Genomic DNA, 20,990 nt, shown 5'->3' with positions numbered 1-20,990 from the left:
GGAAAACCAAGGGATTCGGTAAAAGACTATTACCTGCGCGCGGCTTGTGTTCGGTCGCGGGCGCGCGTCAGCGCTTGTCCTGCCTCAGGACCTGCACATCACCGGGCTCTGCCGTCTCGCGCAGGTATTCCTCCAGCGAATCGTCCAGCGCCTGCAGCCAGCGAGTATGGTGCGGCACCGCAGCGGTACCGGTCATCACCGAACGGTAGGAGCGGTCCCGATAGCCCATGATGTCGTGCTTCTTGTCGTGCTTCCATTTGAGGAAGATGCGGTTGACTGCATCGATGTCGAAGCTTGGGTAATCGGTTTGTCCGATCAGGTGCTGAATGTAGCGCCCCTGGAATTGGTACATCGAGGCGGTGCTCTCCAAGGCTTCTTCCTCGGCACGCCAGCGCGCACTGTCGGCCTGCATGGCGGCTTGGTCCGGCAGTTGGATGCGGCCAAGCATCAGATCACGGGCGAACCAGGCCTGGGCATCGAACAGGTTGAAGCTGTACCAGAGATCTTGCATGCCCAAATACAGCAACTGCGGGTTGGCCTCCCAGACCACGCCTTGGTAGAGGCCCAGCGGCCACAGACGATTGTCGGTGCGCAAGGTCAGCTCGTCAGGCAGGAACGGGAAGTGATGCTGGTAGCCGGTACACAGGATGATCGCATCGACCCGCTTGCTGGAGCCGTCGGCGAAGTGCGCCACGTCGCCTTCGACCCGCTGTAGCTGCGGTCGCTCTTTCCACCCTTTGGGCCACTGGTAGCCCATCGGTTGGGTGCGATAGGCGCTGGTGATCGAGCGGGCACCGTACTTGTAGCACTGCGAGCCGATGTCCTCGGCCGAGTAGCTGCTGCCGACGATCAGCACGTCCTTGCCGGCGAACTCCAATGCATCGCGAAAATCGTGGGCATGCAGGATGCGTCCTGAAAAACGCTCGAAGCCCGGGAACGACGGCACGTTCGGCGTGGAGAAGTGCCCGCTGGCCACCACCACGTAGTCGAACACCTGCTCGATGCCCTGACTCTGAGCGTAGTCATGGGCAGTGACAGTGAATGTGCGGCTCTGGTCATCGAAGCGCACGGCCTTGACCACGGTGTTGAAGCGAATGTACTGGCGCACACCGGCCTTCTTCACTCGGCCCTGGATGTAGTCCCACAGCACCTCGCGAGGAAGATACGAAGAAATCGGCCGACCGAAATGCTCGTCGAAGCTGTAGTCGGCGAACTCCAGGCACTCCTTCGGGCCGTTCGACCAAAGGTAGCGATACATGCTGCCGTGGACCGGTTCGCCATGCTGGTCCAGGCCAGTGCGCCAGGTGTAGTTCCACATGCCGCCCCAGTCAGCCTGTTTTTCGAAACAGACCACTTCGGGCATAGGTGCGCCCTTGGCATGGGCGGATTGGAAAGCACGCAGTTGCGCCAGGCCTGACGGGCCGGCGCCGATGATGGCAACGCGAATAGTCATGAGGATGTCCTGTAAACACGAAAAAAGGCAAAACCTCCCCAACCCCGAACGGCAATAGGCCTAGGGCTGTGGATGGGTGAAGACTTCAGGTGTCAGCAGGCAGGTGGAGGCACGGGGCGCTTGCGCTTGTGCGCCAGCAGCATGTCTCGAGGTGGAATCGACAGCGTGTGGAACAGCGTCGAGAGAGGAGAGCAGCCGAGGGTAGAGCGGATAACGGCAGGGAAGGGCCCGGTGGCCTTGCCAAGCAGAGCGGCAAGCGGGCCATGGGACCGATAGATACGTGTGTGTCTAGTCCTGAAATAGGTTTACACCTGTTCAGGTAGGCCGGTAGGCCTCAAAACGCCCGATGCACCGCATCGGGCGTTTTGTGTTTCAGGGCCATGTGAGGCCGCTCCGTGTTATAGATCTGCACGGCCTCATCAACCATCTTCCGTGCCTGCTCCAGATCTTCTGGGTTACTCAGCAACAGCTCTGTTTTGAGGATTCCGTTGATGCGCTCGGCTAGAGCGTTCTGGTAGCAGTCGTACCCGTCAGTCATCGAGCAATGAACTCCGTGCCTTGTATGCAGCGACTGGTATAGCGCTGAGCAGTATTGAATACCGCGGTCGGAGTGATGGACTAACGGCTGGTGGCGCCGCCGCTTGCGCAGGGCCTGTCTAAAGGCTTGTGCAACCGACTCGGCATGTAGGCTTTCATGGACATGATGGCCAACAATCTTTCTGGAATATGCATCCGTTACCAGGCTCAGGTACAGCGGGCCGCTTCTGGAGGGCAGGTAGGTAATATCCGCCACCCAGACGTGCTCTGGCCCTGACGGAACTACCTGATTTGGGCCTGCTTTGAGAAGATTGGGATGACGGTAGAAGCGATGATAGCTTTGGGTTGTCTTGTGATACGCCCGCTTGGGCAGCACCAGCAAGCGGCGCTCGCCCAAAACCTCAAACAGCCGGTCTCGGCCAACTTGGACTCGTTTATCAGGCTGGCAATGCAGCAGATAGTGCAGTTTCCGTGTACCCAGTCGCGGCTGACGCATCCGGATTTTCTGAACAAACTCGACAACCCGATCTGCCTGATGAGCTTTACTGTCGGCAGCTCGATTGCGCTTGTAATAAGCCTGCCGGCTAATGCCTAGAAACTGACAAGCCCTGGCAATGCTCAGTCCTGCGACTTGACCTTGCGAGAGGACTTGCCGGATCGCTTTTTTACGACCGATACACCGTAGTCATTCTTCAGGACATCAACGACGGTCTCAAAGAACTGAGCCTTCTGGCTCATCAGCTCAAGCTGCTGCTCAAGCTCTTTGATCCGCTGCTCTGGAGTGAGCGTTTTGGGGTCGGACATCGCGCAGCTCCTCTCGGCCCGGATCGACGCCCCTTGGCTCCAATCCTGCCGACCATGCTTACGCAACCATACCAGAACTGTAGATTTGCCCTGGATACCGTACCGCTCCTGGGCCTGAGTACAGGTCAATTCACCTTTTTCGACCTGATCCACTACAGCCAATTTAAAAGTCAGCGAGTAATCACGCTGTGTTCGCTTCACACCATGCACCATCGAGGTCTCCAGATTCTCGGGGGAAAGGTGTAAACCTTATTCAGGACGGGACATGTGTCTAGTCCTGAAATAGGTTTACACCTGTTCAGGTAGGCCGGTAGGCCTCAAAACGCCCGATGCACCGCATCGGGCGTTTTGTGTTTCAGGGCCATGTGAGGCCGCTCCGTGTTATAGATCTGCACGGCCTCATCAACCATCTTCCGTGCCTGCTCCAGATCTTCTGGGTTACTCAGCAACAGCTCTGTTTTGAGGATTCCGTTGATGCGCTCGGCTAGAGCGTTCTGGTAGCAGTCGTACCCGTCAGTCATCGAGCAATGAACTCCGTGCCTTGTATGCAGCGACTGGTATAGCGCTGAGCAGTATTGAATACCGCGGTCGGAGTGATGGACTAACGGCTGGTGGCGCCGCCGCTTGCGCAGGGCCTGTCTAAAGGCTTGTGCAACCGACTCGGCATGTAGGCTTTCATGGACATGATGGCCAACAATCTTTCTGGAATATGCATCCGTTACCAGGCTCAGGTACAGCGGGCCGCTTCTGGAGGGCAGGTAGGTAATATCCGCCACCCAGACGTGCTCTGGCCCTGACGGAACTACCTGATTTGGGCCTGCTTTGAGAAGATTGGGATGACGGTAGAAGCGATGATAGCTTTGGGTTGTCTTGTGATACGCCCGCTTGGGCAGCACCAGCAAGCGGCGCTCGCCCAAAACCTCAAACAGCCGGTCTCGGCCAACTTGGACTCGTTTATCAGGCTGGCAATGCAGCAGATAGTGCAGTTTCCGTGTACCCAGTCGCGGCTGACGCATCCGGATTTTCTGAACAAACTCGACAACCCGATCTGCCTGATGAGCTTTACTGTCGGCAGCTCGATTGCGCTTGTAATAAGCCTGCCGGCTAATGCCTAGAAACTGACAAGCCCTGGCAATGCTCAGTCCTGCGACTTGACCTTGCGAGAGGACTTGCCGGATCGCTTTTTTACGACCGATACACCGTAGTCATTCTTCAGGACATCAACGACGGTCTCAAAGAACTGAGCCTTCTGGCTCATCAGCTCAAGCTGCTGCTCAAGCTCTTTGATCCGCTGCTCTGGAGTGAGCGTTTTGGGGTCGGACATCGCGCAGCTCCTCTCGGCCCGGATCGACGCCCCTTGGCTCCAATCCTGCCGACCATGCTTACGCAACCATACCAGAACTGTAGATTTGCCCTGGATACCGTACCGCTCCTGGGCCTGAGTACAGGTCAATTCACCTTTTTCGACCTGATCCACTACAGCCAATTTAAAAGTCAGCGAGTAATCACGCTGTGTTCGCTTCACACCATGCACCATCGAGGTCTCCAGATTCTCGGGGGAAAGGTGTAAACCTTATTCAGGACGGGACAGTGATCTCGTGCATGGGGGCTTGTAGTGCCTCTTTTCTTTATGGATGCCTTTTTAGCTATAACGCATCGAGGGAAAGCATTTCAAGGTTTGTCATCGGCATGCGGCAGTAGCGCCTGGTTCTGCTGGGGCTGGCGCTCCCAGTCTTCACCGAACAGTTCCGCCGGGTGCTGGGTCCGTTCAGAACCATTGCCACAGGCCAGCGCTTTTGCCGGGCAATACAGGTCGCAGCCCCAGCAGATGCGCTCGGGGTGGCTGGGGTTGTGTGGGAATTTCTTGGCCATGGCGCATGCTCCGTTCTGGCCTGGGGATTTCAGGCTAAGCGGTATGCGTGGGGAGAGGTTGATTGGCGTCAACGACGCAAACAAAAAAGGCCCACCGTTAAGGTGAGCCTTTTTTGATACTGCGTATGGTGCCGGCACCAGGAATCGAACCCGGGACCTACTGATTACAAGTCAGTTGCTCTACCAGCTGAGCTATACCGGCAATGGGGCGTCATTATAGCGATCGGTTGGCGCGTGTAAACCTATTCCTTCCAATAGGTTACGCCATTGCCGGGAAAGCAGCGTTTTCCTACCAGCCGCGGTGGATGCTGTTGACGCTGGGCTCGGCCTGGGCGGGGTTGAAGAACAGCTTGTCGTTGTCGCAGCCGCGCTTGCGGCAGGGTGTTTCGGCGCGCAGGGGCAGGCCTCTGTCGCCGCCCAACTGCATGCCGGGCATGTCCCAGTCGAGGGACGAGGTCTTGGGCGAGTGGGTGTTGCTGGCGCAGCCGCTCAGGGCCAGGGCGCAGCACAGCAGGGCAAAGGGCTTGGTCTGGATCACGTTGTCGATGTCCGTTCTGGGTCAGTCGTTGTTCAGAATTCGCTGGATGGTGCCGCCGCAGGCCATGTAGCAGCTGTCGTAATCAGGCTGGCATTCGGAGCCTGCGGAGTTGAAAAACGGATAGCTGGGATAGGGGCAACTATGACGCGTGTTCTTGTTCGGCTTGCTGTCCTTGCAGTACTGGTAGGCCCTCAGCTCGGCCTGGTACAGGGCGCGCTGGCTGTTTTCTTCCAGGCGGGCCAGTTGTTTGCAGTGATTGCGTTGCATCGCGCAGTTATTGATGCAAGCGAGCCCATGTGGGCTGGGCGGTGGCGAATACCTATACGTGTAGGATGGGCCGCAGCCGCCGAGCAGCAGGCTCGCCAGCACCAGGATGGCGAAGCGTTGGTATTGGGTGTCCACGGGTACAACGGTCCTTGATCATTCCTCGCTGAACTCCAGCAGGTCGCCCGGTTGGCAGTTCAGCGCGCGGCACAGCTTCTCGAGGGTCTCGATCTTGAAACCCTTGATCTTGCCGTTCTTCAGCAGTGACAGGTTCGCTTCCGTTATGCCGATGATTTCCGCCAGGTCCTTGGAACGGATCTTGTTCCTGGCCATGACGACGTCGAGGCGGATGATTATCGGCATAGGGGGCGGCTAGACATAACAGTTGTGTTCATCGCTGAGGGTCTTGGCGTCACGCATGAGCAGCGAGAAGGCGCAGAGCAGGATGCCTTTCATGATCTCGTAGACAGCCTCGGATGATACACCGATCGACACGACGAAGCTTCTCTCCCCGGCGGGCAGGTCGATGGCCAGGGCCAGGCCTTGGAGGGTATCGATCACTGGCCACAGCAGCGGAGCGCCGATGCACAGCAGCCCGACTCGCCAGAGCATGCGGATGTTGGCCAGGCTCCAGGTGTGCCCCTTGGACAAGCGCAAGAAGAACAAGCCTGTGAGTAGCAGGCTCAGCACAGAGAGCCCTGTCGGAATCATCTCCAGCGCCAGTACCAGACCCATGGCGAGCCTCGAGGGTTGGTAGCCGTCTTCCAGGAGCAGAGGCATGTTGATGCCATGGCCCTGCAGGTAGGCCGCGACTGTGTCGGGATAGTCGAAGACCCAGAGCAGCGGTGTGCCGAAAAGCTCGACTGCACCGGTGGCCCAGGCCAGAAAAGCGGCAAAGACGCCGATGATGCGCAAGCGCGAACGCGCGTAGGCCACTGATCTGCTGTCGTTCATGGGGTGCCTCCGTACTGTGATGAACGGGGCGGATTATTGGTGAAAAATTATCGCTACACAATAATTAATTTCATTTTGTTTAAGCTGGCGACGCTTTGCCGCAGGGGAATCAGTCACTTGGTAGCGGCAGCGTTTTGTATAGGATGAATAATATAATTTACGAACCTTTCAGCAGGCTTTACGGGGCTTTTTCCTGGGAATGCTTGCCTCAACGCGAAATTTCGTTAGTCTCAGTCTATCGTTTTGACTTATTCGATCAGCTCAGCTAATGTGCTGTTCATTATGTTGAACAGTAAAGCTTTCAAGCTACTCTCCACTTCCCGCCTGGTTTCCCGTGAGCGTCACTGGACCGGCGACCTCTAGCCCCTCCCTCGACCTGCAGCCTTAAACGTTGTGTCTCGTGCCGATGCCTGTGCGCTCGGCCGCTGTCGCCCATGGGAGGGCACCATGCGTTCCTGGATCTATTTGTTCGTCGCGATCACCGCAGAGGTGATCGGTACGGCGTCGATGAAACTCGCCGCCACACATTTCCCCGTCATGGGGCATGTCGTCATGTACGTCATGATCTGTCTGTCGTATTTCTTCCTGGCCCTTGCGGTAAAGCGTGTGCCGGTTGGCGTGGCTTATGCCTTGTGGGAAGGAATCGGTATCGTTCTGATCACCGTGGTCAGTGTGGTCTGGCTTGGTGAAAGCCTGGGTTGGACCAAGGCCCTGGGCCTGGCGGTGATGATCGCCGGCATCCTGCTGGTCAAGGCCGGTACCCGCAGCACTCCTGCTGTGCGCGAAGCGGAGGGCCTGCCATGTTGATCCCCTTTGCCTGGCTGGGTTTGGCCATCGTGTTGGAAGTACTGGCCAACCTTCTGCTCAAATACTCAGACGGTTTCCGTCGCAAAGGCCTGGGTTTTGCCTCGATCCTGAGTGTACTGGCGGCGTTCACCGCTTTGGCCCAGGCCGTTCAGGACATCGAACTGTCGCTCGCCTACGCCATCTGGGGCGGCTTTGGCATCCTGGCGACTGTGGCGATGGGTTGGGCGTTGTTTGGTCAGCGCCTGGCTGGCCGCGGATGGCTGGGCCTGGCTTTGCTCTTGCTAGGCATGAGCCTGCTGAAAATGGCCTGAAAATCACGCGATTGGCACGAGTCCGGCGCGTTTATGCACAAGCGGCATGCCAACATTGCGCGAAAGGCATGCCACTTGACTTATCCGCTGGTCTTTGCGCAAAGGCCTGTTTTTACTGGTTTTGGCTCGCTGCCTGGAATAAGCGAACGCGCTGAAATAGCGGTTGGATCCCCGTTTTCGTGATATTCATCACAAGCTTGTTCACAGAGTTATCCACAGGCTTTCAACTGGACGGCACGTCTTCTTTGCGCTCTGCAATCAGCAACAGATTGCGAGGCGTGAGGGGGTAGTCGCAAAACACACCCATGCGCACGTCATAGCCGCGCTCGTGGAGAAACAGGGCCCTGTCCAGCACCAGCCACATTTCCAACGGGCGGCGAAACAGGTTGCGCAGCAGCTCCAGATTGCGCACCTGTGCCAGGCGTTGCCAGCCGGCGGCCTCAAGCGCCGCCCAGTCGGGCGCATCATGGATCTGGACGTGCCGAAGCTCGGCCAGATCGCGGCAGTACTGTTCGAAAGGCTTGTCCAGCCAATTAGTCGGCAGCGAGGGTGTTGGCAAGTACTCGTCGATGGCCCGCTGCTGGCGTTGCAGCAGGTCAAAGCCCAAGCGGCGGGCCATCGAGATGTCACGCTGACGTCGGACACGGGCGCTGGAAGTCACCGCCTCGTTGAGCGGCAAGCCCAGGTCTTCCTGGCTCAACTGCAAGGCCGAGGCCTGGGCCGCCGAAGACATCGGCTGATACACCTTCCCCGGAATGCGGTTGTAGCAGCAGGGCGCGACGGCAATCTGCCGACAACCTTGCTGGCTGGCCAATTGCAGCAGCCGCACATGCAACTCCCCACACGCATGCAGGGCGACGGCGCTCTTGCTGCTGTCCAAGTGACGGTGGCTGTCTGGTGCCAGCACATCTTGGTGTACATGAGTGGCCGGCAGGTGATGATGTTCGCTCAGGGCGCTTCCCGCAGTGACCAGTTCGACGTCGTACTCCAGGCAGGTCAGCCGTTGGCCGGGCTGCAGTAGGCGTCGGCCCAGGTGGCCTTTGCCTGAACACCAGTCCAACCAATGACCGGTGGGCTGGTGGAAGGCCAGGCGACGGGTGAAGGCCTCGATCTGTTGCCACTTGCGTCCCGGGACATTCACGTCCAGACGATGGCCGGCCGGGTGCAGGCCAGCATCGGGCAGCTCGCCCAGAGCGGACAACTGCGAGGCGCGAATGGCCAGTTGTGCGAAGGGCGCTGGCGCCGGCAGCTGTTCGGGATTCTGCTGGACGGCTTCGGCTTGTTCCAGGGTGCGCTGGCGCAGCCAGGTGGCGAGTTCAGGGTGCTGGGCCTCCCATTCCAGATGCAGCTGAGTGAAGGGGCGCGGGCGCCATAGCTGCTGATGCTGGAGAAGGAAATGGTCGAGTGCCTTGAAGCGCTCGAGCAGGTGAGGGCCGTGAAGGTAGGGGATGGTTTGCATTCAAGCACCGCAGCGCTGTTGAAAGGGGAGCGCGTTGCGCTCCTTCGCAGGCTTCGCCATTTCCTACAGGTTCAGACGATGCGGAGCCTGCGGTGGGCCGCAAGGCGGCCCCCGGGTTTTACAGTTTCAACGCCCCTGGCAGGCGTCCACGCGTAACCAGCGCTCGAGCACCTTGAAGCCCTGGACCAGTACGAAGGAGATGACCAGATAGAACACGCCTGCAGCAAAGAAGATCTCCACCGGCAGGTAGGTGCGGGCGATGATGGTCCGCGCCATGCCGGTCAGCTCCAGCAGGGTGACGGTACTGGCCAAGGCACTGGCCTTGAGCATCAGGATCACTTCGTTGCTGTAGGCTGGCAGGCCGATGCGCGCGGCGCGCGGCAGCATGATGTAGAACATGGCTTTGCCCCTCGACATGCCCAGCGCCCGTGCCGCCTCGATTTCACCTTTCGGGATGGCCTGCAGTGCGCCACGCAGGATCTCGGCGATGTAGGCGGCGGTGTGTAGGGTCATGGTCAGTACGGTGCACCAGAACGGATCGCGCAGGTACGGCCACAGCGCGCTGCTGCGCACCGCATCGAACTGGGCCAGGCCGTAGTACACCAGGAACAGCTGCACCAGCAGCGGTGTGCCGCGGAAGAAGAAGATGTAGCCGTAGGGCACTGCGCGTACATACCAATGGCGCGAGGAGCGGGCGATGCCCAGTGGAATGGCCAGGATCAGCCCGGCGATAACAGCGATGGCGACCAGCTCCAGAGTCAGGGTCGCGCCCTGGGCCAGGCGTGGCAGCCACTTGATGATGACTTCCCAGTTCATTACTCGGCCCTCACGAAGCCGCGAGCGGCGCGTTTTTCCATGAAGTGCATACCGGTCATGGCAATGATGGTCAGGCTCAGGTAGATGCACGCGGCGACCGCATAGAAGGTGAACGGCTCTTTGGTCACGGTCACGCCGATCTGCGCATGACGCATGATTTCCTCGAGGCCGATCACCGACACCAGCGCCGTGTCTTTCATCAGGATCATGAACAGGTTGCCAAGGCCGGGCAGGGCGATGCGCCACATCTGCGGCAGGATGATCTTCGAAAGGATGCGGCCTTTGGACAGGCCCAGCGCCAGGCCCGCTTCGCGGTGCCCTTTAGGGATGGCCAGGATCGCGCCGCGGAAGACTTCCGTGGCGTAGGCGCCGAAGCACAGGCCCAGGGCGATCACGCCGGCGGCGAATGCGCTGAGCTCGAGGCCCGGCATGTTCAAGGCTTCGCCAAGGCTGTTCATCAGCCCGACGGTGCCGAAGTAGATGAGCAGGACCCAGAGCAGTTCGGGCACACCGCGCACCAACGTCGAATAGGTGCTGCCAAGCCATTGCAGCGGCTTGACCGGGGATGTCTTGGCCAGGGCGCCGAGCAGGCCCAGGACCAGCCCCAGCAGCAGGGCGCAGAGCGCCAGTTTTACGGTCATCAGGGTGCCGGCCATCATGGCCGGACCGAATCCGTGCAGGTCGATATTCATGGGCAGGTGCATTCAAGGGACCGGCGCCGCGCAAGGCGGCGCTGGTCTGGGTGAATCATTCGATGCTGAACGGGAAGTACTTGTCGTTGATTTTCTTGTACGTGCCGTCGGCCTTGATTTCGGCCAGGGCCTTGTTCAGCTTCTCGCGCAGCGGGTCGCCTTTGCGCACGGCAATGCCGATCTTGTCGCTGTCGACCACAGGCTCGCCCTTGAACTCGAAGTTCTGGCCGTCCTTGCTCTTGAGCCACTCGTACTGCACGTACTTGTCCGCCAGGATGCCGTCGATGCGGCCGGCGATCAGGTCCAGGTAGGCGTTTTCCTGGGTGTCGTAGAGTTTGACCTCGACGTCATCGCCGTAGTTGTCTTCCAGCCAGGTGCCGGACAGGGTCGCGCGCTGGGTGCCGATCACCTTGCCCTTGAGCGAAGCCTTGTCGGTCTTAAAGTCGACGTTCTTCGGGGCGATGAACTGCAGCTTGTTGGAGTAGTAGGGGTCGGTGAAATCGACGGCCTGCTTGCGCTCGTCGGTGATCGACAGCGAGGACACCAGGAAGTCGAACTTCTTGGCGTTCAGTGCAGGGATGATGCCGTCCCAGTCGGAGGTGACGACCGAGCACTCGACTTTCATCTTGGCGCACAGGGCGTCGCCGATGTCCTTGTCGAAGCCGACCACGTTGCCGCTGGCATCCTTGTTGTTGAACGGCGGGTAGGCCGCCTCGATACCCATGCGCAGTTTTTCCGCGGCCATGGCATTGGCCGAGAAGACCAGCGTGGCGGCAGCGGCCAGGAGGAATTTCTTATAGGTCTGCATGTGTTGCTCCGTTAGCGGTGGCTGGACATGAATTGCTTGCAACGCGCCGAGGTCGGGTTTTCGAACACCTGCTGCGGCGATCCCTGCTCTTCGACCAAGCCCTGGTGCAGGAAGACGATTTCACTGGACACCTGGCGGGCAAAGTTCATCTCGTGCGTCACCAGCAGCATGGTACGGCCTTCTTCGGCCAATGCGCGGATAACGTTAAGCACTTCTTGGACCATTTCCGGATCGAGCGCCGAGGTCGGCTCGTCGAACAGGATGACCTTGGGCTTCATGGCCAGGGTCCGGGCAATGGCCGCGCGTTGCTGCTGGCCACCGGAAAGCTGGGCGGGGTAGCTGTGGCGCTTGTCATGGATGCCGACCTTGGCCAGCAGTGCCTCGGCGGCCTCGATGGCCTCGGCCTTGCTCAGGCCCAGCACGCGACGTGGCGCCTCGATGATGTTGTCGAGGATCGACATGTGTGGCCACAGGTTGAAATTCTGGAAGACGAAGCCGATTTCGCTGCGCAGACGGTTGATCTGGCGGTTGTCGGCGGCGATCAGGTCGCCGGTCTTGGTCGCCTTGAGCTTGAGCTCTTCACCGGCGACGAGGATCTGCCCCTGGTGGGGATTCTCCAGCAGGTTGATGCAGCGCAGCAGGGTGGACTTGCCGGAACCGGACGACCCCAGGATCGAGATCACGTCACCGTCGCGTGCGGTCAGAGAAATGCCCTTGAGAATCTCCTGCTCGCCGTAGCGTTTGTGCAGGTTGCGGATTTCCAGCGCGGGCGTGGCCTGGGCCATGTGCGGTCCTCATGTGTTCGGGTGCGTTCCCAGCTGTTGGCGGCCTTCCTGGCGAGCGCCAAGCTAGCATAGCGGCGTAATGGCGGCCAACCAGGTCGCAAGTGGCTCGGGTCGCTGGCGGGATACTTTGTCGCATCGTTGCAGCGGACTGTCGCGAGGATGTCCGCGCGCACGTCCCCAGCACCGGAGCCTTGATGAAAAAAGGCGCGATGGTGCCAGCTTTGGACGTGTGTGGGAAGCCGTTTTTGGCCGGGTAGTACTTTGCGCGTGAGTGTGCGGGGCTTGGGTTGCTCCTTAAGGTTGCACTTTCTGTTGATCGTTTTTTGTGCACGGGTGTTACCGTGGGGCACCTTTGGTGCATTTGTAAGTGGGTATTTCAGTAATCAGGGCTTGGCAAGAAAATTTGACGACCTTTCGGTCAAGGCATGGCCGAAAGGCCTGCGAGGCCCGGAGCGCTTGGCCATCAGCGAATTCTGACGAGCGTGATTCGTGGCTGGCCCGCTTATTGCCATACGGAAACCACCGAATGCAGCGACGCCTACCTCAACCCCGGGCGCGCTCCGTTTAAGCATTTCGGGTGGTCCACTCCTTACAAAGGTAGTTTTATGAGCGGTAAGCACAATTCCAATGACCTCGCTCAGGGGCTCAAGCAACGGCATGTCACCATGCTGTCCATCGCTGGCGTAATCGGCGCCGGTCTATTCGTTGGCTCCGGCCACGCCATCGCTGCGGCAGGTCCTGCCGTTCTGCTCGCCTATGCTGCGGCGGGCACCCTTGTGGTGTTGGTGATGCGCATGCTCGGCGAGATGGCCATCGCCTCGCCGGATACCGGTTCCTTCTCCACATATGCCGACCGCTCCATCGGGCGCTGGGCAGGCTTTACCATCGGTTGGCTGTATTGGTGGTTCTGGGTCCTGGTGATCCCACTGGAGGCCAATGCTGCGGCGGCCATCCTGCATGCCTGGTTCCCCGCCGTGGACCTCTGGGCCTTCTCGCTCATCATTACGCTGGCGCTGACCCTGACCAACCTGTGCAGCGTGAAGAACTACGGTGAGTTCGAGTTCTGGTTCGCCCTGCTCAAGGTACTGGCCATCATCGGCTTCATCGTCGTTGGCTGTGTGGCCATGTTCGGCCTGGTGCCCAATAGCCAGGTCAGCGGTGTCAGCCATCTATTCGATACCCAGGGCTTCATGCCCAACGGTCTGGGCGCGGTGCTGGCCGCCATGCTGACCACCATGTTCTCGTTCATGGGGACCGAGATCGTCACCATCGCCGCCGCCGAATCCAAAGACCCGGGCAAGCAGATCAGCCGCGCCACCAACTCGGTGATCTGGCGTATCTGCCTGTTCTACCTGGTGTCGATCTTCCTGGTCGTGGCCCTGGTGCCATGGAACGACCCAGCCCTGGCCGAGACCGGTTCCTACCAGACCGTCCTGAGCCGCATCGGCGTGCCGAACGCCAAATTGATCGTCGACATCGTCGTGCTGATCGCCGTGACCAGCTGCCTGAACTCGGCGCTGTACACTTCTTCGCGCATGCTGTTCTCCCTGAGCAAGCGCGGCGATGCGCCGGCCATGGCGCAGCGCACCACCAAGGCGGGCACTCCGCACTGGGCGGTCCTGCTGTCCACAGCGGCGGCGTTTCTGTGCGTGTTCGCCAACTTCGTGGCTCCGGCTGCGGTGTTCGAATTCCTGCTGGCCAGCTCCGGCGCCATCGCGCTGCTGGTGTACTTGGTGATTGCCGTGTCGCAACTGCGCATGCGCAGCCAGCGTGAAGCTCGGGGCGAGAAGATTGCCTTCAAGATGTGGCTGTTCCCGGGGCTGACCTGGGCGACCATCGCGTTCATCGTCGCGATCTTGGTGGTGATGGCGCTGCGCGAAGACCATCGCGCCGAGATCATCGCCACCGCATTGCTCAGCATTGGCGTGGTCGCTGCCGGTCTGCTGGTGCAGCGTAAGCGCAAGGCCGAAGGCCAGGCAGCGGGCCAGGTGGCGCTGGATAACTGATCCGGGCTGTTGAACAAAAAAGGCCGTGTCCTGTGAAGGGCACGGCCTTTTCGTTTGTCTGTATCGGCGTTTTCGCAGGTAGATCCACTCCCACAGAAGCTTGTGGGGCGGGTTTGGGCTGCCGGCGATCTTCAGCCGAACTGCTTCTGCTGTTGTTGCTGCTTGGCGACCGCTTCGGAGGCTGCCACATAGGCCTCTTGGAACTCGTCGCTTTCCAGCCAGGCCATGGTGGCATCTTCGTCGCTGCCGTCGAGCCATTTGCGATAAGCAGTGAAGACCATGACGATGTAGTCGGTGGCGTGTTCTTCCTTGTGGCCCTTGAGCACCAGAGCCAGCAGCGGATCGACCAGGAACACCGAGATCATCGGCACCAGGCCGTTCTGCTGGGCTTCCTTCATCTTGTCAAACAGGCTGTTGTAGCTGCCTGAGTCCATGGCTTTGTTGAAGACCTGCTCGACGCTGGCGCTGTCGCCGGCGCTGGCCTTGACCGCCTGGCCGCTGCGCACCATGCGGTTCTGCTTGGCCTTGGTGGCGGCGCGCTTGGCGCGTTTTTGCTGCTTGGTGTTGGAGGCCATTGGGGCGAATCCTTGGGGGTGTCTGGAAAAATGCGCGTATTGAAGCGTAATTGCCGAAGAAACCCAAGGGGCCGGCTTGCGGCCCAAGGCTCAACTGACGAGCGAGGGAGGCTCATCCTCCTCGAACCCCCGCGAGGCCCGTCCGACCAGCAACGGATCCGGTGCATGGGCGATGCTATGGTCCTTGCCCGGGTAGTCCAACGAATGCAGGAAATGCCGGATGCAGTTGATCCGCGCACGCTTCTTGTCATCGGACTTGATCACCGTCCACGGCGCGTCGGCGGTGTCGGTGTGGAAGAACATGGCTTCCTTGGCGGCGGTATAGTCCTCCCACTTGTCCAGCGACTTGATGTCGATGGGCGAGAGCTTCCAGTGCTTGAGTGGATCGTCCCGGCGCGAGATGAAGCGGCGCAGCTGCTCTTCGCGATTGACCGAGAACCAGTACTTGAACAGCAGGATGCCGCTGTTGCACAGCATCCGTTCAAGCTCCGGTGTCTGGCGCATGAACTCCAGGTACTGCAACGGGGTACAGAACTCCATCACCCGCTCGACGCCGGCGCGGTTGTACCAGGAGCGGTCGAAGAAGACCATTTCGCCCGCGGTCGGCAGGTGCTGGATATAGCGCTGGAAGTACCATTGGCCCTTCTCCTGCTCGGAGGGCTTTTCCAGGGCGACGATCCTCGCCCCGCGTGGGTTCAGGTGTTCCATGAAGCGCTTGATGGTACCGCCTTTACCTGCCGCGTCGCGTCCTTCGAACAGAATGACCACGCGTTGGCCGGTTTCCTTGACCCAGCTCTGGACCTTGAGTAGCTCGATCTGCAGGGCGTGCTTGGCCTTCTCATAGTCCTGGCGGCGCAGGCGCGTGCGGTAGGGGTAGCTGGCCGGCAGGCGCGCCGAGGTGCTGTCTTCATTGCTGCCGCGCCGCGCCGAGGCCACCTCCAGCGCTGCCGGCTGCTGGCTGATGGCGCTGATGCTCGGCTCTGGGGTGGTCTTGGCGGCAGTCTGGCGTCTGCGAGGTGGGCGGTTGCGGGCGATTGGCGTGATGCTGGGCGTCGCATCGGCAGTGGGAGGGGGCAGAGGCGTGGCGTCGTCGCTCATGGCAGTCCTTTGGGGTGGGTTCGAATGTCCACCCGATAGGCTAGGGCGCGGCGAGCGATGGCTGTTTGATGTCGATCAACGTCGCGCACTTTGCGCTGTGCTGCCGTAACCCCATGGCTAGCTAGCCATGGGGTACAGGAATCTCAGGCTGCGGTCAGCGCGGGGATTTGCAGGCCGAGTTTGGCGGCGGCGTAGTCCATGTCGCCCTTGGAGATCGACTGCGCCTGGAAGCCAGCACCGATCAGGTCCTTGATGTACAGCTTGTTGTAGATGAAGCAGAACACCAGCGAGCTCAGGCCCATGGTGAGCATCTGCAGTACGAACTGGATCGCACCGAACTTCCAGTCACCACGGAACAGCGCCGGGAAGAAACCGAAGAAAAAGGTGGTCCAGGAGAAACCGACCGGGGCTTCTTTCAGCGCGCCGGTTTTCGGGTTCTTGAACATGATCGACGTGTAGGCCATTTATCTCTCCTTGTACACCCGCTTTTCAATGCATGGGCGGGCTGACATGCAAATCCTTGTGCCGGTTGGCGTTCGTGGATCAGGGCTGTGCCGGCTGCGCATGGATCGGTTGCTGGCGCTGCGCGTTCTCGCCCAGTTCGTTGATGCAGTAATTGATGTAGTACGCGTTGAACAGGAACGTGTAGAAGGCGTTCATCGAGAAGTAAGGCTGCTGCTGGGCGTTGGCATAGGTCATCAGCAGGCTGCGGGCATTGAATGCCCAGACGATGAACAATACGCCGCTGGCGATGCTCAGCAGGGCGCCGATGCCGACCAGGAAGGGTTCGGGATTGTCGATGAACACTCCGCTCAGGCCCATGCAGACGCAGATCCAGATAATGTAGGTCTCGCTGCAGACCGTCTGCCCAGTGGCTTCGCGCAGGTGTTGGTTGGTCTTGTACAGCCAGATCAGCAGGTACAGGCCGCCGGTGGCCGCGCACAGCAGTACCAGGTGCAGTGTCTTGCGATTGACCTTGTTCATGAGTTCGGCAGGGGATGTCATGGCGCTTCCGATTTTCGAGAGGAAAAAACGGGCTGAGGCATCGGCTGTCTGATGAGGCATTCCTTGCTCAACCATCGTCCTTGGGGTGTGCGCTGCAAGGCGGGGGCAGCGCGGCGCGAATGATAGCACATGGCTATTTTGACGCCAGACTTTCGTTGCAAAAGTCGCGGGCATTAAAAAACCCCAGGCAACTTGCGTTACCTGGGGTTTGGCACTTGGTGCCCAGAGACGGAGTCGAACCGCCGACACGAGGATTTTCAATCCTCTGCTCTACCGACTGAGCTATCTGGGCGACGGGGCGAATTAAAAAGGTTTTCAGACCTTCCGTCAACGACTTTTTTGAAAATTTTTTAAATTAATTCCGTCGCTTACGTTTTTCGGTCATTCGCTGGGCGGAACGTAGCCTTCGGCCTGAGCGTACTCCTCGCCAGCGAAGAACTTGTCCATCTCCGCCTGGAGGAATTTGCGGTCCTCGGCGTTCATCATGTTCAAACGCTTTTCGTTGATCAGCATGGTCTGGTGCTTCTGCCACTCATCCCAAGCCTTTTGCGAGATGTGATCGAAGATGTCCTGGCCTTTGGCGCCCGGGTAGGGAGGGCGTGGCAGGCCAGGGAGCTCTTCGTTGTACTTGCGGCACTTCACGGTGCGGGTCATCGGGACTCTCCTGCAATCAATTCATCGGCCGCGCGTTTGAGCAGCTTCTTGACCGGGGCGGCGAGGCCCAGGCGCGGCGGGGTGGCGAGGTTATACCAGAGCCAGTCGGGCTCAGTCACGGTCGTGCCCAGCGAGTCGACACGCACCAGCCACGGCTCGATGGCCAGCTGGAAATGGCTGAAGGTATGGGTCAGGCCATCCAGGGCTTGGCTGTCGGTCGCGCGCACGCCGTGCTGGTAGGCCAGGTCGTCGAGCTGTTCCAGGTTGTCCAGCTCCGGCAAGCTCCACAGCCCGCCCCATAGGCCGCTCGAGGGGCGGCGATAGAGCAGGATAGCGCCCTCATGGTTGGCCAGCATCGGCATCAATGTGCGGCGCTGCGGCAGCGTCTTGCGTGGCTTGGGCTCGGGGTATCGGGTTTCCTCCCCGAGCAGGTGCGCCTGGCAGCCGGTCTTGAGCGGGCAGATCAGGCAGCTGGGCTTGCTGCGGGTGCAGAGGGTCGCGCCCAAGTCCATCATCGCCTGGGTGTAGTGGTTGGCCCTGGCGTACGGCGTGAAGCGCTCGGCGTTGGCCCACAGCGCGTTGGCCACCTTGGGCTCGCCAGGATAGCCGGCCTGGGCGGTGTAGCGGGCCAGCACGCGCTTGACGTTGCCATCGAGGATCGGTGCGCGAATGCCCATGCTGATGCTGGCGATGGCACCGGCAGTGGAGCGGCCGATGCCCGGCAACGCCGTTAGTTGCTCGACGCTGCGTGGAAACTCGCCGCCATGCTGCTCGACCACGATTTTCGCGGCCTTTTGCAGATTGCGCGCCCGGGTGTAGTAACCCAGGCCCGTCCACAGGTGCAGCACCTCGTCCTCCGGCGCCTCGGCCAGGGCCTGCACGGTCGGCAGGGCCTGCATGAAGCGATCGAAGTAGTTGAGCACCGTGCTCACCTGGGTCTGCTGCAACATGATTTCCGACACCCACACCCGATAGGGCGTGATGCCCTGTTGCCAGGGCAGGTCATGACGGCCGTGCTGGTCGTACCACTGCAAAACGGCATGGGAGAACTGCTCGGGACTCATCGTTTGAACAGCCCCTTGAGTGCATCCTTGAGCTCCGGGCTGACCTTGTCGCCAAGCTTCTCGTCGAGTTTTTCTTGCAGGCGGTTGCCGGCCAGCTTGGCTGCGACCTTACCCAGGCCTTCCTGGTCCAGGCGGCAAGCCTTGGCGCCAAGTTCCAGCGGGCCACGGCAGCGCACCGGCACCTCGATACCGACATAGCGCTCGTTGACCTGGCAGGCCGGGTCCGGCATGGCGCGCTGGTCACCTTCGACGATCACGCCCAGGTTGTAGTCCATGCCCAGTACGCGCAGGTCCACATCGCCATGGCCGTTGACGGTCAGGCCTGGAATGCTTGCCTTCAGGTTCGGGTTGCTGGCGACGCCATTGCGCACCACCAGGCTGCCGCGCAGTTCCTGGAAGGGGGTGTCCTTGCCGCGCGGCTCGCCGCTCAAAGTCTTGCGGTTGAGGGTCGCGATGGCATGACACAGCTGCTGCTCGAGGTTGGCGTTGACCAGCACGCCATCGTTGAGGGTGAAGCTGGCATTGCCGTTGAGGGTGTCGACCAGTGCTTTCTGACTGTTGCCGGTGGCGGTCAGGTCGCTGGACAGCGTGAGCAGGCCCTTGACCGGGGGCGCCTTGTCCGGGGTGTCGGACTTGATGAAGTGTTCCACCGGCACGCGGTTGATCCGGGTCTTCATGCCGATCTGTGGCACGGCCGGGCGCACGTCGAGTGTTCCGTTGGTCTCGAAGCCGCCGTCGTACAGGCCCCCTCGGAGGGTCTCGAGGGTCAACAGGCCTCCCTGGCCGTTGGCCTTGAGCTGGGCATCGGTGATCGGCAGCTTGTCCAGGGTCAGGGTGCCGAACGATACGTCTGCCTGCAGATCGAGCTGGCGCAGGCGATCCACCGGCAGCAGCTTGTCACTGCTCCAGGCCACCTGGGTCGGCGCGTTGGGCAGCGGAGTCGTGCTCGGGCCGCTGACGGCGCTGGCTTCCTGCTGCTGGACCTCGGCCCGGCGCGCGGCGCTGGCGCCCTTGGCTTGTTCGCTCTTGGCCTGCAGGTAACGGTCGGCGTTGAACGTGTCGCCTTTAAGGCGCAGGCGAAGGGCCTGCTTGGCGAAGTCGTCGATGGCGATGCGGCCGCTGAAGGTGCTCTCGTCGAGCTTCACGGCCAGGTCTTCCAGGGCCAGGCTGGTTGGATTGGCCTGCAGGCGGGTGACCAGTTCCAGCTTGCCGAACGCGGCCGGGTCGGCAGTGGCAGGCAGCGGATGGCCGATGCTGTCGAGGAAGGTGCGCAGGTCGAACTGAGCGATGGACAGGCCGCCGCTCAGTTGCGGGGTCTTGTCCAGGTCGCGCAGGTTCAGCTCGCCCAGGGCGCGCAGCTGGTTGGCGGAGAGCTTCAAGCCATTCCAGGAGGCCACGTTGGCGGCGAGGTCGACCAGTAGCTGGCCTTGGGCGGCGAAGGTCATGGTCTTGCCGGCCAGCGGTTCGCCAGAGGTCTCGCCCGACAGGCGCATGTCCTCGATGTTGTAGCGCTTGAGCTTACGGTCGAAACGCAGCTCACCCGTCAATTCGGTGCGTGCCTTGAGGCTCGGCTGGCCAACGGTGAGGAAGGCACTGGCCTTGAGCGGGATGTTCACGCCCTCATGGACTGCACCGGTGCTCAGCTGGATGCTTTGGGCGCTGAAGGTCTGGCCGGTCTTGGCATCGGTGTACTGCACCTGGGCGTTGTTGACCGTCAGGCTGTCGATGTCCAGCTTGACCATGCGCTCGCGGGAGTCTTCCTTGTTGGCCGGCGTATCGGCCGTGGCGGGGGCCTCGGTCGTGCTGGTCGACGGCGTGCCGGCAGGCTGCGGCAGTGGTTTGCCGATGTCTTCCCAGTTGCCGTGGCCGTGTTCGTCACGGTTCAGGATCAGGTTCAGGCCCTCGACGCGCACATCGCTCATCTGCACCTCGCGGCGCAGCAGCGGCAGTACACGGACCGACAAACCCAGCATCTGCAGGTCGGCGAATGGCTCCTTGGGCTTGTTCAGCGTGGCGATGCTGGCCTCGTGCAGTTCCAGGCCCAGCCAGGGGAACAGGCTCCAGCCGATATCGCCATTGAGCGTCAACTCGATGTGGGCCTTGTCGCGGGCCAACTGGCGAATCTCGTCTTTGTAGTCGTTGGGATCGAAGAGGTGGGTCAGGGCGAAGCCCAGCGCCACGATGATCAGCAGCAACCCGAGAAGCCCCAGCCCCAGGATTTTGCCGAACGCTTTCATGGGCGAGTCCTTGTAGTCCGTTTTTGAAATTCAAGCCTGGGAGTATAGCGCCGTGGGTAGGACCTCGGCGTAATCAATAGTGGCGGACGGCAGGGCCAGGGCAGTCCGTGTCGGCAGGGCTTGTCCCGCGAGCGAGCGCCCTGTCGCTTCAAACAGCAGAAATTACACATATGCGACATTGCCATATGTCATCCGCGTTCCAAGCGGGCGCGATCTGGGCCTATAATGGCAGCCTTTTCGCCCAATGATTT

23 protein-coding genes and 2 tRNA genes are annotated in these 20,990 nt (G+C 60.6%); 3 read left to right on the top strand and 22 right to left on the bottom strand.

Going from position 1 to position 20,990, the window contains the following annotated elements:
• Window positions 1-67: 67 nt before the first annotated feature.
• The 9 genes from DQ397_RS08670 to DQ397_RS08630 form a co-directional block, all read right to left on the bottom strand.
• A complete protein-coding gene (locus tag DQ397_RS08670; RefSeq protein WP_043208353.1) occupies window positions 68-1,453 on the bottom strand; it encodes an NAD(P)/FAD-dependent oxidoreductase in 1,386 nt (461 codons plus the stop codon).
• A gap of 334 nt (window positions 1,454-1,787) precedes the next feature.
• Window positions 1,788-3,007 (bottom strand): IS3 family transposase gene (locus DQ397_RS08665; protein WP_148921530.1). Its coding sequence is split into 2 segments (ribosomal slippage): window positions 1,788-2,659 and window positions 2,659-3,007, totalling 1,221 coding nucleotides; the frame shifts between segments, so codons are not numbered across the junction.
• A gap of 104 nt (window positions 3,008-3,111) precedes the next feature.
• Window positions 3,112-4,331, bottom strand: a protein-coding gene (locus tag DQ397_RS08660) for an IS3 family transposase (RefSeq protein ID WP_148921530.1) whose coding sequence is annotated in 2 segments (ribosomal slippage) — window positions 3,112-3,983 and window positions 3,983-4,331 — 1,221 coding nt in all. Because the reading frame shifts where the segments join, the coding sequence is not laid out codon by codon here.
• A gap of 134 nt (window positions 4,332-4,465) precedes the next feature.
• The gene (locus DQ397_RS08655) at window positions 4,466-4,666 is read right to left on the bottom strand and encodes a DUF3079 domain-containing protein (protein ID WP_043210996.1); all 201 of its coding nucleotides are present in this window, start codon (window positions 4,664-4,666) and stop codon (window positions 4,466-4,468) included.
• A gap of 126 nt (window positions 4,667-4,792) precedes the next feature.
• Window positions 4,793-4,868 (bottom strand) — tRNA-Thr (locus tag DQ397_RS08650).
• An 87-nt stretch (window positions 4,869-4,955) separates the two neighbouring features.
• Window positions 4,956-5,204, bottom strand: coding sequence for a hypothetical protein (locus tag DQ397_RS08645; RefSeq protein ID WP_043210998.1), 249 nt, complete (start codon window positions 5,202-5,204; stop codon window positions 4,956-4,958).
• A gap of 21 nt (window positions 5,205-5,225) precedes the next feature.
• The gene (locus tag DQ397_RS08640) at window positions 5,226-5,606 is read right to left on the bottom strand and encodes a hypothetical protein (RefSeq protein ID WP_043211000.1); all 381 of its coding nucleotides are present in this window, start codon (window positions 5,604-5,606) and stop codon (window positions 5,226-5,228) included.
• A gap of 18 nt (window positions 5,607-5,624) precedes the next feature.
• On the bottom strand, window positions 5,625-5,831 hold the full coding sequence (locus tag DQ397_RS08635; protein ID WP_043211003.1) for a helix-turn-helix transcriptional regulator: 207 nt from the start codon (window positions 5,829-5,831) through the stop codon (window positions 5,625-5,627).
• Between the two features lie 9 nt (window positions 5,832-5,840).
• Window positions 5,841-6,422 carry a hypothetical protein gene (locus DQ397_RS08630; RefSeq protein WP_043211005.1) on the bottom strand — a complete coding sequence of 194 codons (582 nt, stop codon included), beginning with the start codon at window positions 6,420-6,422 and terminating at the stop codon, window positions 5,841-5,843.
• A 447-nt stretch (window positions 6,423-6,869) separates the two neighbouring features.
• Between DQ397_RS08630 and DQ397_RS08625 the strand changes: the two genes are divergently transcribed.
• On the top strand, window positions 6,870-7,229 hold the full coding sequence (locus DQ397_RS08625) for a multidrug/spermidine efflux SMR transporter subunit MdtJ (RefSeq protein WP_043211007.1): 360 nt from the start codon (window positions 6,870-6,872) through the stop codon (window positions 7,227-7,229).
• Window positions 7,223-7,540, top strand: coding sequence for a multidrug/spermidine efflux SMR transporter subunit MdtI (gene mdtI, locus DQ397_RS08620; RefSeq protein WP_043211010.1), 318 nt, complete (start codon window positions 7,223-7,225; stop codon window positions 7,538-7,540). The genes DQ397_RS08625 and mdtI overlap by 7 nt, the downstream gene beginning before the upstream one ends.
• 223 nt (window positions 7,541-7,763) lie before the next feature.
• Here mdtI and DQ397_RS08615 read toward each other — a convergent pair whose 3' ends face one another.
• From DQ397_RS08615 to DQ397_RS08595, 5 genes are all read right to left on the bottom strand, one after another.
• Window positions 7,764-8,999 (bottom strand): methyltransferase, encoded by a 1,236-nt coding sequence (locus DQ397_RS08615; RefSeq protein ID WP_372240740.1) that lies wholly within the window; start codon window positions 8,997-8,999, stop codon window positions 7,764-7,766.
• Between the two features lie 126 nt (window positions 9,000-9,125).
• Window positions 9,126-9,815 (bottom strand): ABC transporter permease, encoded by a 690-nt coding sequence (locus tag DQ397_RS08610; protein WP_043211013.1) that lies wholly within the window; start codon window positions 9,813-9,815, stop codon window positions 9,126-9,128.
• On the bottom strand, window positions 9,815-10,507 hold the full coding sequence (locus DQ397_RS08605) for an ABC transporter permease (protein ID WP_043211015.1): 693 nt from the start codon (window positions 10,505-10,507) through the stop codon (window positions 9,815-9,817). Before DQ397_RS08605 ends, DQ397_RS08610 begins: the two co-directional genes overlap by 1 nt.
• Window positions 10,508-10,562: 55 nt before the next feature.
• Window positions 10,563-11,315, bottom strand: a complete 753-nt coding sequence (locus tag DQ397_RS08600; protein WP_043211016.1) for an ABC transporter substrate-binding protein — start codon at window positions 11,313-11,315, stop codon at window positions 10,563-10,565.
• 11 nt (window positions 11,316-11,326) lie between these two features.
• Window positions 11,327-12,100: an ABC transporter ATP-binding protein gene (locus tag DQ397_RS08595; protein ID WP_043211018.1), complete on the bottom strand. Its 774-nt coding sequence runs from the start codon at window positions 12,098-12,100 to the stop codon at window positions 11,327-11,329.
• A 605-nt stretch (window positions 12,101-12,705) separates the two neighbouring features.
• On the opposite strand from DQ397_RS08595, the gene gabP reads away from it, so the two are divergent.
• Window positions 12,706-14,106, top strand: a complete 1,401-nt coding sequence (gene gabP / locus DQ397_RS08590; protein WP_043211020.1) for a GABA permease — start codon at window positions 12,706-12,708, stop codon at window positions 14,104-14,106.
• A gap of 131 nt (window positions 14,107-14,237) precedes the next feature.
• On the opposite strand, the gene DQ397_RS08585 is transcribed toward gabP, so the two are convergent.
• From DQ397_RS08585 to DQ397_RS08550, 8 genes are all read right to left on the bottom strand, one after another.
• On the bottom strand, window positions 14,238-14,681 hold the full coding sequence (locus DQ397_RS08585; RefSeq protein ID WP_043211022.1) for a hypothetical protein: 444 nt from the start codon (window positions 14,679-14,681) through the stop codon (window positions 14,238-14,240).
• 90 nt (window positions 14,682-14,771) lie between these two features.
• A complete protein-coding gene (gene ppk2 / locus DQ397_RS08580) occupies window positions 14,772-15,779 on the bottom strand; it encodes a polyphosphate kinase 2 (RefSeq protein ID WP_043211024.1) in 1,008 nt (335 codons plus the stop codon).
• Between the two features lie 143 nt (window positions 15,780-15,922).
• Complete coding sequence (locus DQ397_RS08575; RefSeq protein WP_043211028.1) at window positions 15,923-16,243, bottom strand: hypothetical protein; 321 nt, start codon at window positions 16,241-16,243, stop codon at window positions 15,923-15,925.
• Window positions 16,244-16,322: 79 nt separating this feature from the next.
• On the bottom strand, window positions 16,323-16,784 hold the full coding sequence (locus tag DQ397_RS24495; RefSeq protein ID WP_043211030.1) for a DUF4234 domain-containing protein: 462 nt from the start codon (window positions 16,782-16,784) through the stop codon (window positions 16,323-16,325).
• A gap of 216 nt (window positions 16,785-17,000) precedes the next feature.
• Window positions 17,001-17,076 (bottom strand) — tRNA-Phe (locus DQ397_RS08565).
• Between the two features lie 89 nt (window positions 17,077-17,165).
• Entirely contained in the window at window positions 17,166-17,438 is a 273-nt protein-coding gene (locus tag DQ397_RS08560) for an oxidative damage protection protein (protein ID WP_043211032.1), read from the bottom strand.
• Complete coding sequence (gene mutY, locus DQ397_RS08555) at window positions 17,435-18,502, bottom strand: A/G-specific adenine glycosylase (RefSeq protein WP_043211034.1); 1,068 nt, start codon at window positions 18,500-18,502, stop codon at window positions 17,435-17,437. Before mutY ends, DQ397_RS08560 begins: the two co-directional genes overlap by 4 nt.
• Window positions 18,499-20,739, bottom strand: coding sequence for an AsmA family protein (locus tag DQ397_RS08550; protein ID WP_043211036.1), 2,241 nt, complete (start codon window positions 20,737-20,739; stop codon window positions 18,499-18,501). Before DQ397_RS08550 ends, mutY begins: the two co-directional genes overlap by 4 nt.
• Window positions 20,740-20,990: the final 251 nt, after the last annotated feature.

This window comes from Pseudomonas sp. CK-NBRI-02, from assembly GCF_008124495.1.
In the GTDB taxonomy this organism is placed as follows: domain Bacteria; phylum Pseudomonadota; class Gammaproteobacteria; order Pseudomonadales; family Pseudomonadaceae; genus Aquipseudomonas; species Aquipseudomonas guariconensis.
This window is presented reverse-complemented; position numbering and strand designations above follow the sequence as displayed.

What these genes read in the sequence shown, in the direction of transcription:
- DQ397_RS08670 (WP_043208353.1), bottom strand. Translation starts at nt 1,453, where the DNA reads ATGACTATTCGCGTTGCCATCATCGGCGCCGGCCCGTCAGGCCTGGCG.
- DQ397_RS08655 (WP_043210996.1), bottom strand. Translation starts at nt 4,666, where the DNA reads ATGGCCAAGAAATTCCCACACAACCCCAGCCACCCCGAGCGCATCTGC.
- DQ397_RS08635 (WP_043211003.1), bottom strand. Translation starts at nt 5,831, where the DNA reads ATGCCGATAATCATCCGCCTCGACGTCGTCATGGCCAGGAACAAGATC.
- DQ397_RS08630 (WP_043211005.1), bottom strand. Translation starts at nt 6,422, where the DNA reads ATGAACGACAGCAGATCAGTGGCCTACGCGCGTTCGCGCTTGCGCATC.
- DQ397_RS08625 (WP_043211007.1), top strand. Translation starts at nt 6,870, where the DNA reads ATGCGTTCCTGGATCTATTTGTTCGTCGCGATCACCGCAGAGGTGATC.
- mdtI (WP_043211010.1), top strand. Translation starts at nt 7,223, where the DNA reads ATGTTGATCCCCTTTGCCTGGCTGGGTTTGGCCATCGTGTTGGAAGTA.
- DQ397_RS08615 (WP_372240740.1), bottom strand. Translation starts at nt 8,999, where the DNA reads ATGCAAACCATCCCCTACCTTCACGGCCCTCACCTGCTCGAGCGCTTC.
- DQ397_RS08610 (WP_043211013.1), bottom strand. Translation starts at nt 9,815, where the DNA reads ATGAACTGGGAAGTCATCATCAAGTGGCTGCCACGCCTGGCCCAGGGC.
- DQ397_RS08605 (WP_043211015.1), bottom strand. Translation starts at nt 10,507, where the DNA reads ATGAATATCGACCTGCACGGATTCGGTCCGGCCATGATGGCCGGCACC.
- DQ397_RS08600 (WP_043211016.1), bottom strand. Translation starts at nt 11,315, where the DNA reads ATGCAGACCTATAAGAAATTCCTCCTGGCCGCTGCCGCCACGCTGGTC.
- DQ397_RS08595 (WP_043211018.1), bottom strand. Translation starts at nt 12,100, where the DNA reads ATGGCCCAGGCCACGCCCGCGCTGGAAATCCGCAACCTGCACAAACGC.
- gabP (WP_043211020.1), top strand. Translation starts at nt 12,706, where the DNA reads ATGAGCGGTAAGCACAATTCCAATGACCTCGCTCAGGGGCTCAAGCAA.
- DQ397_RS08585 (WP_043211022.1), bottom strand. Translation starts at nt 14,681, where the DNA reads ATGGCCTCCAACACCAAGCAGCAAAAACGCGCCAAGCGCGCCGCCACC.
- ppk2 (WP_043211024.1), bottom strand. Translation starts at nt 15,779, where the DNA reads ATGAGCGACGACGCCACGCCTCTGCCCCCTCCCACTGCCGATGCGACG.
- DQ397_RS08575 (WP_043211028.1), bottom strand. Translation starts at nt 16,243, where the DNA reads ATGGCCTACACGTCGATCATGTTCAAGAACCCGAAAACCGGCGCGCTG.
- DQ397_RS24495 (WP_043211030.1), bottom strand. Translation starts at nt 16,784, where the DNA reads ATGACATCCCCTGCCGAACTCATGAACAAGGTCAATCGCAAGACACTG.
- DQ397_RS08560 (WP_043211032.1), bottom strand. Translation starts at nt 17,438, where the DNA reads ATGACCCGCACCGTGAAGTGCCGCAAGTACAACGAAGAGCTCCCTGGC.
- mutY (WP_043211034.1), bottom strand. Translation starts at nt 18,502, where the DNA reads ATGAGTCCCGAGCAGTTCTCCCATGCCGTTTTGCAGTGGTACGACCAG.
- DQ397_RS08550 (WP_043211036.1), bottom strand. Translation starts at nt 20,739, where the DNA reads ATGAAAGCGTTCGGCAAAATCCTGGGGCTGGGGCTTCTCGGGTTGCTG.